Source organism: Paenibacillus sp. FSL H8-0104, assembly GCF_038050215.1.
Lineage (GTDB): Bacteria > Bacillota > Bacilli > Paenibacillales > Paenibacillaceae > Paenibacillus > Paenibacillus amylolyticus.
Genome location: NZ_JBBOTC010000001.1, coordinates 2233074 through 2244990, shown reverse-complemented (window position 1 = coordinate 2244990; position 11917 = coordinate 2233074). Strand labels below are relative to the sequence as shown.

General features: G+C 51.6%; 6 protein-coding genes. All 6 read right to left on the bottom strand.

Going from position 1 to position 11917, the window contains the following annotated elements:
* Positions 1-232 precede the first annotated feature (232 nt).
* Positions 233-472, bottom strand: a complete 240-nt coding sequence (locus NST38_RS10165) for a DUF896 domain-containing protein (RefSeq protein ID WP_047842338.1) — start codon at positions 470-472, stop codon at positions 233-235.
* Positions 473-583: 111 nt separating this feature from the next.
* Complete coding sequence (locus NST38_RS10160) at positions 584-7903, bottom strand: beta strand repeat-containing protein (RefSeq protein ID WP_341343954.1); 7320 nt, start codon at positions 7901-7903, stop codon at positions 584-586.
* 352 nt (positions 7904-8255) lie between these two features.
* Entirely contained in the window at positions 8256-9215 is a 960-nt protein-coding gene (locus NST38_RS10155) for an NAD-dependent epimerase/dehydratase family protein (RefSeq protein WP_341343953.1), read from the bottom strand.
* Between the two features lie 74 nt (positions 9216-9289).
* Positions 9290-9811 carry a TetR/AcrR family transcriptional regulator gene (locus NST38_RS10150; protein WP_036670036.1) on the bottom strand — a complete coding sequence of 174 codons (522 nt, stop codon included), beginning with the start codon at positions 9809-9811 and terminating at the stop codon, positions 9290-9292.
* Between the two features lie 235 nt (positions 9812-10046).
* Positions 10047-10859 carry a (2Fe-2S)-binding protein gene (locus NST38_RS10145; RefSeq protein ID WP_036609771.1) on the bottom strand — a complete coding sequence of 271 codons (813 nt, stop codon included), beginning with the start codon at positions 10857-10859 and terminating at the stop codon, positions 10047-10049.
* A complete protein-coding gene (locus NST38_RS10140; RefSeq protein WP_036609773.1) occupies positions 10860-11840 on the bottom strand; it encodes an ABC transporter substrate-binding protein in 981 nt (326 codons plus the stop codon).
* Positions 11841-11917: the final 77 nt, after the last annotated feature.

Here is an 11917-nt window from a genome sequence, read left to right as displayed (position 1 = left end):
TGCTTTTTGTTTGTTTTTCTGAAATATATTAGCGTTATTATATGAGTTATCGGGGATGAATTGAAGTTCGCGGTAGATTTATTGTCATCAATACTAAAAATAACTGACATGCTTGTTAATTCCTACGAAACTCTAATTGGATTTTTGATGCAGTTCCTGCTGAACGGATGATTTGCAGAAAAAAAAAAGAACAGACCAAGATGTAACCTCGGTCTGTCTTATTAAAGGAATGCTATTGGCCGGCTTGTTCACGGCGCTGCAATTTTTCATTGGTTAATTTCTCAGGGGTCACATCATGACCCAGTGGGTCCACAACGGATACTGCCAGCATGGTTGTCAGCACCTGACCTCGAATAGCCTGTAAATATTGTTTTCTAAGCTCCTGCTGCTCGCTTTTTTCTGCTTTTGTCAAACCGACGCTGCTACGTTGTTTTCGACTTAATTCGTTAATGCGTCCCAAAATAGGAATCATGAAATCCACCTCACTTGTTAGTCCACTTGCCAAAAGATATTTCGAATATCTTCAAACTAACTTATTACAACTTTACGAATTTGTCCATAGGCGCAATCCGTTGTGAAGTGTTTAGGTGATCTCATGCACAGACCATACAATGCCATTTGTAGCACCACTGCCCAGGTTCAATGTAATCGTCAACCCGTTTGCAGCATAGAACAGTCCAATCACATCTCCCGCATTCAATGCGACTTCCACTGCCAAAGTCACGGAACCACTTCCCAGCACTGCCCGCAGTGTAAGTAGCGTAATCGCGACATTTAGGACGGGCAACAAACCACTGACAAGTGTCGTTACCGTAGGGGATGTTCTTTGTACAAGAAAGGCTGGGTTAACGCCTGCACCCAGAGATAGAGCAATCGCTGCAGTCGTTGCATAATTGATCGTGGCCACAATGGAGTATCTTCCGGTTACCGGGACGGTATAGTTTCCTGTGGTTGCATTGAAGTTGGCATTACCGTAATAAGGAGCCGTGGTCGTCCAGTTGGTTAACTGAGTGCTGGTTGCTGTCGAAAGTGTAGCCAGGAATGCCGAGAACCCTTGTGTTGCAAAATTGGGGCCGGTTGGGCCCGTGGCTCCTGTCTGCCCCGTTGCCCCAGTCGCACCGGTAGTTCCTGTTATGCCTGTTGCTCCAGTGGCACCCGTAGCTCCGGTTGCACTCGTTACACCGGTTGCCCCCGTAATTCCATTAGCCCCAGTTGGTCCAGTCGGGCCGGTTGCTCCTGTGATGCCTGTAACCCCAGTTGCACCTGTAGTTCCTGTTGTCCCAGTTACACCAGTTAGTCCTGTAGCTCCCGTTATTCCTGTTTCTCCAGTTGTTCCGGTCGCGCCAGTTATACCTGTAACTCCTGTTGAACCAGTACTTCCGGTGGCACCTGTTACACCCGTTGTACCTGTAGTTCCTGTAGCACCGGTCACACCCGCAATACCCGTAATTCCTGTTGTGCCTGTGAGCCCTGTAGCCCCAGCTGCTCCGGTCACGCCAGTAATACCCGTGGTTCCTGTTGTTCCCGTACTTCCTGTTGTTCCCGTCGCGCCGGTCGTGCCTGTAACGCCTGTTACACCCGTCTCTCCTGTAATACCCGTGGTTCCTGTTGCTCCAGTCACACCTGTGATCCCAGTGGCTCCAGTCGTACCTGTTGTACCTGTTGTACCCGTAACACCAGTTACGCCAGTTGTGCCAGTGGCACCAGTCGCACCCGGAGTTCCCGTTGCTCCAGTAGCCCCGGTGGGTCCCGTCACACCAGTCGTACCTGTGCCCCCTGTTAGACCCGTCTCTCCAGTTTGACCAGTTGTGCCGGTGGCACCTGTAATTCCAGTAGCTCCAGTCACACCCGTAATGCCAGTTACGCCGGTCGTGCCGGTTGCTCCTGTTTCACCAGTAATACCCGTTGGACCGGTTGCCCCTGTAGCACCAGTCGTACCTGTAACTCCGGTTATGCCAGTCGCACCAGTGGCTCCGGTTGGTCCTGTTGTACCTGTCGTGCCGGTAACGCCTGTTGCACCCGTCTCTCCAGTCGAGCCGGTTACGCCAGTAACTCCCGTAGTTCCGGTTGCCCCAGTGGCTCCGGTTGCCCCAGTGGCTCCGGTTGCCCCAGTGGCTCCGGTCGCACCGGTTGGTCCCGTTACACCTGTTGTACCAGTCGCACCTGTAATCCCGGTTAGACCCGTCTCACCTGTCGTTCCTGTGACCCCTGTTGGACCTGTAGCACCAGTAATTCCTGTGGCTCCTGTGCTCCCAGTTAGACCCGTCTCTCCAGTGACGCCTGTTGCTCCGGTCGCACCAATTGTGCCCGTAACACCAGTTACGCCAGTCGTGCCGGTTGGCCCTGTTTCACCAGTAATACCCGTTGGACCGGTTGCTCCAGTAGCCCCGGTGGGTCCCGTCACACCAGTCGTACCTGTGCCCCCTGTTACACCCGTCTCTCCAGTTTGGCCAGTTGTGCCGGTGGCTCCTGTAATTCCAGTAGCTCCTGTAACACCCGTAATGCCAGTTACGCCGGTCGTGCCGGTTGCTCCTGTTTCACCAGTAATACCCGTTGGACCGGTTGCCCCTGTAGCACCAGTCGTACCTGTGACTCCGGTTATGCCAGTCGCACCAGTAGCTCCGGTTGGTCCTGTTGTACCTGTCGTGCCGGTAACGCCTGTTGCACCCGTCTCTCCAGTCGAGCCGGTTACGCCAGTAACTCCCGTAGTTCCGGTTGCCCCAGTGGCTCCTGTAACACCGGTTGGTCCCGTTACACCTGTTGTACCGGTGGCACCTGTTACGCCCGTCTCTCCAGTGGCTCCTGTCGTTCCAGTTTGGCCAGTTGTGCCAGTGGCTCCTGTAACACCTGTAAATCCAGTTACCCCAGTAACTCCAGTAGCACCAGTCGCACCTGTAATCCCGGTTAGACCCGTCTCACCTGTCGTTCCTGTGACCCCTGTTGGACCTATAGCACCAGTAATTCCTGTGGCTCCTGTGCTCCCAGTTAGACCCGTCTCTCCAGTGACGCCTGTTGCTCCGGTCGCACCAATTGTGCCCGTAACACCAGTTACGCCAGTCGTGCCGGTTGGCCCTGTTTCACCAGTAATACCCGTTGGACCGGTTGCTCCAGTAGCCCCGGTGGGTCCCGTCACACCAGTCGTACCTGTGACCCCTGTTACACCCGTCTCTCCAGTTTGGCCAGTTGTGCCGGTGGCACCTGTAATTCCGGTAGCTCCAGTCACACCCGTAATGCCAGTTACGCCGGTCGTGCCGGGTATTCCTGTGTCACCAGTAATACCCGTTGGACCGGTTGCCCCTGTAGTACCAGTCGTACCTGTAACTCCGGTTATGCCAGTCGCACCAGTGGCTCCGGTTGGTCCTGTTGCACCTGTCGTGCCGGTAGCGCCTGTTACACCCATCACTCCTGTAATGCCCGTGGTTCCTGTTGCTCCAGTAGTCCCGGTGGGCCCCGTCACACCAGTCGTACCTGTGACCCCAGTTAGACCCGTCTCTCCAGTGGCTCCAGTCGCTCCCGTCGTTCCAGAAATTCCAGTATTACCTGTAACCCCAGTAAGTCCAGTAAGTCCAGTTACTCCCGTCTCACCAGTTGTGCCGGTGGCGCCGGTAATTCCAGTAGCTCCAGTCACACCCGTAATGCCAGTTACGCCGGTCGTGCCGGTTATTCCTGTTTCACCAGTCGCACCTGTAATCCCGGTTAGACCCGTCTCCCCAGTTAATCCAGTAAGTCCAGTTACTCCCGTAACTCCGGTTGATCCTGTCACACCAGTTTGGCCAGTAATTCCAGTAGCACCAGTCGGCCCGGATACGCCAGTTATTCCTGTGGAACCCGTACTCCCCGTAGCTCCTGTAACTCCAGTCGTACCTGTGACTCCAGTTATGCCAGTCACACCTGTGGCTCCGGTTGGTCCTGTTGGTCCTGTCGTGCCCGTGGCTCCAGTTAATCCCGTAACACCAGTTGGACCAGTAATTCCTGTTAGACCTGTTTCCCCTGTGATACCAGTTGTGCCTGCTACACCAGTAGCTCCCGTAGTACCCGTACTTCCCGTTGCTCCAGTCGTACCCGTTTCACCGGTTACACCAGCAATTCCTGTTATGCCACTAACTCCGGTTGCTCCTGTAACACCAGTTGTTCCCGTCGTACCCGTACTTCCAGTTATACCTGTTAGTCCTGTCTCTCCTGTTGGGCCATTCAAACCGGTAGATCCCGTTACACCTGTAGCCCCGGTGACACCAGTGACTCCTGTTAGCCCAGTTGCACCAGTTGTTCCGGTTGCGCCGGTTACTCCCGTGGCACCTGTACTTCCTGTTTCTCCAGTCAAACCCGTAGGACCTGTAATACCAGTTGCACCCGTTGTGCCTGTTGGTCCTATTTCACCAGTTTGGCCAGTCGAACCGGTAGGGCCCGTCACACCAGTCGTACCTGTGACCCCTGTTGAACCTGTATCTCCAGTAGTTCCGATTGAGCCGGTTGCTCCTGTCTCTCCAGTGACGCCAGTTGCTCCCGTCGTTCCAGTAATTCCTGTGAACCCTGTTTCTCCAGTAACACCTGTCGTTCCGGTTACGCCAGTCATTCCCGAGATACCTGTAATTCCGGTTGCTCCTGTCGCCCCAGTCGATCCCGTCGGTCCCGTCGCGCCTGTGAATCCTGTTAGACCTGTTTCCCCAGTGACACCAGTCAGTCCGGTCGCGCCTGTGATACCCGTTGTTCCAGTAATGCCAGTTAGTCCAGTTGTACCTGTAATTCCAGTTTCTCCAGTTGCACCGTTCAGTCCCGTCACACCAGTCGGACCTGTAATACCAGTTGCACCTATACCTCCTGTTAGACCCGTCTCTCCAGTGACACCTGTTGCTCCGGTTACTCCTGTAATACCAGTTGTTCCCGTTATACCACTAGTGCCAGTAGTTCCGGTCACACCAGTAAGTCCCGTTACGCCAGTTAAACCAGTCGTGCCGGTTGGTCCCGTTACACCTGTGTTCCCTGTTAGACCAGTCTCCCCAGTAACGCCAGTGGTTCCGGTCGCTCCCATAATTCCTGTAGCTCCGGTACCTCCTGTGACACCCGTGGTTCCGGTATTGCCAGTTAGTCCAGCCGCACCTGTAATTCCCGTTTCTCCAGTTGCACCGGTCGATCCCGTCACACCAGTCGTACCTGTGACCCCTGTTGGACCTGTATCTCCAGGAGTTCCGATTGAGCCGGTTGCTCCAGTAGGGCCTGTAACTCCAGTGATTCCTGTTTCACCTGTTGGACCCGTAAATCCGGTGACACCCGTTGGTCCTGTATTTCCCGTCAGACCTGTAGCTCCTGTCTCTCCAGTGACGCCTGTTGCTCCGGTCACACCAATTGTACCCGTAACGCCAGTTAAGCCAGTTGTGCCGGTTGGCCCTGTTTCGCCGGTGACCCCGGTTATGCCAGTAGCTCCGGTATTACCAGTTGAACCAGTAACCCCGGTGAGTCCTGTCGCGCCAGTTACGCCAGCAATTCCTGTTGTGCCACTAACTCCGGCTGCACCTGTAACACCAGTTGTTCCCGTCGCACCGGTACTTCCAGTAGCTCCAGTTAGACCTGTTAGTCCTGTCTCTCCTGTTGGGCCAGTCGAACCGGTTGAGCCCGTTACACCTGTAGCCCCAGTTAGACCCGACTCTCCAGTTACACCAGTTGTTCCGGTTACTCCCGTGGCACCTGTACTTCCTGTTTCTCCAGTCGCACCTGTTGGGCCAGTTACACCAGCTGTACCCGTGATTCCTGTGGTCCCAGTCGCACCCGTAAGACCTGTAATACCAGTTGCACCTGTACCTCCTGTTAGACCCGTCTCTCCAGTGACACCAGTGGCCCCGGTCGCTCCCGTAATTCCCGTCATTCCGGTTACGCCAGTCACTCCCGAGATACCTGTAATTCCGGTTGCTCCAGTCGCCCCAGTCGGTCCCGTCGCTCCTGTCGTGCCTGTGAATCCTGTTAGACCCGTTTCCCCAGTGACACCAGTCAGTCCGGTAGCTCCGGTCACGCCTGTGATACCCGTGGTTCCAGTAATGCCAGTTAGTCCAGTTGTACCTGTAATCCCTGTGGCTCCAGTCTCACCGGTGATTCCGGTTACCCCTGTTAACCCTGTCGTTCCTGTGACCCCTGTTTGACCTGTATCTCCAGTAGTTCCAGTTGCTCCAGTAGTTCCAGTTGCTCCAGTAATTCCTGTGGCTCCTGTTACACCAGTATTGCCGGTTATGCCGGTTATGCCTGTAACGCCGGTTGTACCTGTACTTCCCGTTGCCCCTATCGCCCCAGCAGATCCTGTAGCACCTGTAACTCCGGTGGTACCCGTTTCTCCAGTAGTGCCGGTGTTCCCAGTTAGACCCGTCTCTCCAGTGGCGCCAGTTGCTCCGGTAACGCCAGTTATTCCTGTGGTACCGGTAGTTCCCGTTACTCCTGTATCCCCGGTGGGTCCTGACACACCAGTCGTACCTGTGACTCCGGTTGTGCCAGTGGCACCAGTTGCTCCGATCGCACCTGTACTGCCTGTAAATCCAGTAATACCTGTTGCACCTGTTATTCCAGTCGTTCCTGTTGTGCCCGCAATTCCAGTAACGCCAGTTACTCCGGTTGTACCTGTTGGTCCTGTTTCACCAGTGACACCACTTATACCAGTGGCCCCAGTGAGTCCTGTCACACCAGTAATTCCCGTGAGGCCTGTAATTCCAGTAGAACCGGTTACACCCGTGGTACCCGTAACGCCAGGTAATCCGGTAGTACCTGTTGATCCTGTTTCACCAGTATTACCTGTTATTCCAGTACTTCCTGTAGTTCCGGTTGTTCCTGTTTCGCCAGTGACCCCGGTGGGTCCCGTTAGACCAGTCGTGCCTGTAACTCCTCTTAGCCCCGCCTCACCAGTACTTCCTGTCGCTCCGGTGAATCCTGTCAAACCAGTCGTGCCGGTCGCACCTGTACTGCCCGTAAATCCAGTAATCCCTGAAGCACCAGTATTTCCAGTAACGCCAGTGATGCCTGTTTCGCCGGTTGCTCCCGTCACACCCGTTAATCCAGTTGCCCCCGTAGTGCCTGTTGTTCCAGAAGTACCAGTGCTTCCTGTAGTTCCGGTTACACCAGTAACTCCCGTAGACCCGATCCCCCCAGTGGGGCCTGTCGTACCAGTAAGTCCCGTTTCCCCAGTGGCACCAGTTGCGCCGATCGCACCTGTTATCCCTGTCATGCCGGTTATGCCAGTATTTCCAGTTGGACCCGTACTTCCCGTTGCTCCTATCGCCCCAGTAAATCCTGTAGCGCCTGTAACTCCAGTGATACCTGTGATACCTGTGGTTCCAGTAATACCAGTTGTTCCTATTGCTCCGGACGGGCCTGTGATTCCAATTTCGCCAGTACTTCCCGTTAATCCAGTCGAACCTGTAACTCCTGTGAATCCTGTTTCACCAGTAGATCCCGTTAGTCCCATCACACCAATCCCAGTTGGACCAGTTGCTCCAGTGAACCCGGTAGCCCCAGCTAATCCTGCAACTCCAGTTGGACCTGTGAAGCCGGTTATACCGGTATTTCCTGTAGCACCGGTCACGCCTGTAACACCAAATCCGGTAATTCCAGTTGCGCCGGTTGTTCCTGTGACTCCAGTCGATCCTGTACCCGTTGCACCTGTAACTCCTGTGCTTCCTGTAGATCCAGTTGCTCCCGCCTCACCCGTTGGACCGGTCGGACCTGTAAATCCTGTAGTACCAGTCACACCTGTGGTGCCCATCAGTCCGGTAGCTCCTGTTGCACCTGTGACTCCAGTTATTCCGGTACTTCCCGTGGTTCCGGTTACTCCGGTCCGTCCTGTTAAAATGGTTGCTCCCCATATGCCGGGATACCCAGGGTCTCCAGTTAACCCAGTAGCACCTGTTGCTCCAGTGAATCCTCTCATTCCCTGATAACCCCGTGGGCCGCGAAGGAAAGGAATCCTGTGACTTTTCTTTTTTTTGCATTTACGTCTGCTTTTCTTACAAGACTTACTCTTCTTCTTTGGGATAGAGTGTTTTTTTGATTTTTTTGCTTTCCGTTTACCTGTACTGATTGAGGAAATTTTGCGTTTCCTTTTGGATATACCGCTCACAAGAGAATCCCCCCTCCTTGTACACCACGTCAAATCCCCGCATTTTACAATAGTACACTCTATGCCCTGGACTAGCTTTGTGCGCCCCCCTATTCAATATACCTATGAAACCTTCACAGTTAGTGATCAATCAATTACTTTTCTCTAAAAAATATATTCCCCTCTACTCCCCCTGCAACTCCAACTCCTTAATCGTCAATGCAATTCCTTCTTCAAAAGTTGTTGCCACAACCGGGCCAATCCGTTCCTCATACTTCAGTCTACTCAAGATCAGGGGTTCCTCGGTCAGATATAACATTTCTACAATTTCTTTCATAACGGGTACACCTAGTCCAATCAAAGACAATCCCACTCTTCCTAACGCCATCACAGGTTTGCTTCTTCCCGCAGCCTTCTGTGCCAATCGCACGATGTCATGACCCGAGATGATCCCCGATCCAGGAATGTTCCAATTCTGTCCATACGTCGTCTCTCTGCTTGCCAGCTCCACCACCATGACCGCTGCATCCGGTAAATAGATGTACTCTCTCGGCACCTTCATATTTCCGATAAAAAAAGCCATCTTACCTTTTGCTATCGCTTCAAGGGTTGAACCCAGATAGGAAGCTTGATTAGCCGATGGGCCATAATAATCTGGCAAACGAACGATCATCACCTGAGCTCTGCTCCAACTTGTGCTGAATAACATCTGTTCATAGGCAAGTCGTATCTTGCCTTTACGGGTATGTGGCTGTTTCGGATGTTCTTCGGTTACCTCGTTCATTTGTCTTCTGCCATAGGGGTAAATTCCGTCTATTACCACCACTTTCAGAACCAAGTGTTCTGCCGCCGCCATCACAGATTCACCGAGCGGAATCAGCCTGCTCTCCATCTCGTTATAAGGGACATTCGCACTATGAAATATGACATCGGCACCCTGGGAAGCAGCAATAATATCCTCCGACCGAAATGCATCTCCAACTGCAATTAGCAGGTGATCCGGATATCCCAATTTTACCGCAAGTTGCTTCAACTTTTGACGGGAGCGCCCAAATGCGATCGTTGAAATCCCTCGTCTAATCAATTCCTCCGTAATTGCTGCACCTGTTCCACCTGTGGCTCCAATCACAATAGCTCTTTTCATCGTAGATCGACCTCTTTCATCCATTTAGTGATTGATCAATAACTAAAATATAAAAAGGGACTTTACCTCCCTCTCTATCGTTCCTTCAACTCTGGCATATCCAGTGCATTAGATACATTACACAACATCCCGATTGCCAGAAAAATCATGGTTCTTTTCAGCGGTTCAGCAATTCCTGCAACGGTGAAAGCTTCCAGTACCATGGCTCTTACATCACTAATGCCTTTTTGCATAGCCTGACGAATGACTTCCTCCCGGATCGTTTGCGCCTGCATCTGAAGCAAGATCTCGCTCTTGTGCGATTCCAGAATCTTATCATAGGCTTCAATGAGATCATTCTCTAACTGATCTGGTGTCGCCATCTCCACCACAATTCGAAACGAATCAATCACCCGTGTCCATGAGACCTCAATTGCAGTTAATAATAAAGCTTCTTTTGTTTTGAAAAAACGAAATATATACGGCTGTGAGATCTGTGCCCGTTCAGCCACCTGGGCTGTAGTTGCACGATAATAGCCAATTTCCGCGAAGACGTCAATTGCTGCAGAGATAATATCATTTCGCCGGTTAACCGACGCTGCTTTATCCTTTGCCATGATAATCCGCCCTCCAATAGTTAGTGATTAATTGATCAATAGCTTGAAGTATAACGAATACTATCCCTCGATGCAAAGGTATCGTGACCTTGTACAAAGCCAACAAACCCGCAGACGCTGGCTCAAGCCGCTGCAGGTTGTGTAACTTGTCGATCATAGATTCTATCCACTGGAAACCGAAGAGAACATGGTTTGTCTGAAACAGATTCGTACCATGCGGTACAAGAGTGTCTGTTCACTGCTGAAGAAGTTTACGCAATCGGGATTCCGAATCCAGCTTCGGACAACTGTCACAATACCCATGTGTATGACTTCCGTCTCCAACCAGATAAGCCAAACAACAATATCGGCGTAGCAGGAACGGAGGTCCCTGCCACCCGGAATGTTCGAAGCGCTGCAGCTCATTGGCAAATGTACATGCATTATCGTTTTGCCGATCCAGCCAGAGGCTTTGATCTTCTTGAATCTTTGCAAGCCGTTCATCTGTCTTCCAAATGCTCTGATCATTGATCATACGTGCATACAATTGTTGCACATTATGGGCAACCAGAGACCACATGACCTTATCGCTCGCTCTTGTAGCGACGGCTACCGCTCGCAGGACAGGTTCCAGATGTAGCAGCACTCTTTTCTTGAGCAAGCCACTCTCTGACCTGCGCTGAACAGGATCTTCACCCTCCAGAGAGGTTCTCTCCAGCAGAGTCTCATATCGCATGCCACCTGCACCATTCAATTCAAACCGCACATCATCGTCTGCAACGCTAAGTATAGTATCGTATAGACTGAATGCTGAAATTACGGACATCACGAATACGGAGTAACGTTTGGCAAAAAGTGTACCGACGGCCGCACTTCCTCTTCCGCCCAATTGAAGCCCTTGCTGCATAGCCTGTTCACGCAATATCAAGTTTCGTTTCTCTTCATTCAGCAGATCCTTCACACGGAAAGGATACTTGGAATCATCGCAGTCCACTTGGATCGTCGTCACAAAAAATTGCTGTAACACTTCCGACATCTCTGAATAATCATGTCTTGGATAATGTCTCATCTATTGAATCATCTCTTCAACTTCGTTGATAATCTCGCTTCGCCCAATCGCTCCCCAGCCCTTAAACAACCAGAACGAGTCTGTCGTATAGACCTGATCTGCACCGACAGCCGGCACTGCCTTCCAGAGTGAGCTTGCGTTGATGTTGTTTACATACTCATCGGCATTCGGGTCAATCTCCAGAACTACGAAATCAGCATCCACATCTGCAATTTTCTCCATGGACAGGTCCTCACGTTGTTCGGCAGGTGTCACAGTCGTTGGCACAAATCCAAGATCATGATACAAAAGTGTGTTGGTTGGATGTCCTTTTGCCGCGTATATTTGCAAGGTCTTCTCTCTTACACGCAGATAAGCCAACTTTTTTTGATCCAGTTGTTCGATCTTCGCTTTTAATTGCTTCGCCTGCTGCTCTACCTCGGCTATCTTTTCTTTTGCCAGATCCACTTTGTTGTACATCCCGGCAATGGTCAACAGATCCTGTGTCCAATATGTTGTATCATCAACAAAATCCAGCCATTCAGTACCAAGTACAATCGTCGGAGCGATTTTCTCCAACTGATCATACGTACTCTCCGCAGTTCGACTCTCAATAACGATGACATCCGGATCAATCTGAAGGATAGCCTCCAGGTTAGGACTGTCTGCAGACCCTACCGTTGGAATGCCGGCAAGCTGATCTGCAAAGTAAGGCAAATAATCTCCTCCGTAACGAACTTCTACATTAACGCCTGCTGGTTTCTCACCAATCGTCAACATGTGATCGATGTAAGCAGCAGATAATACCACCATACGCTCTATTTTTTGCGGTACAACCGTTGTTCCTTTAAGATGCTCAATCGTTTGCGTACCACTCTCTTCCACAGGTGTATCCTGTTGCGGAGGCGTTGCTTCTGTTACTTCTGATGCCTTGCTACATGCCGTCAGAACGAGCACAAGCAGGGCCAACAGTATCATCGTTGTTGCTCTCTGTCTTACCATTTGTAGTAAATCCCCTCTACTATTTAATAATAATAATCATTATCACTATAGTAGGGAAAAGCATACAGGCTTACCAT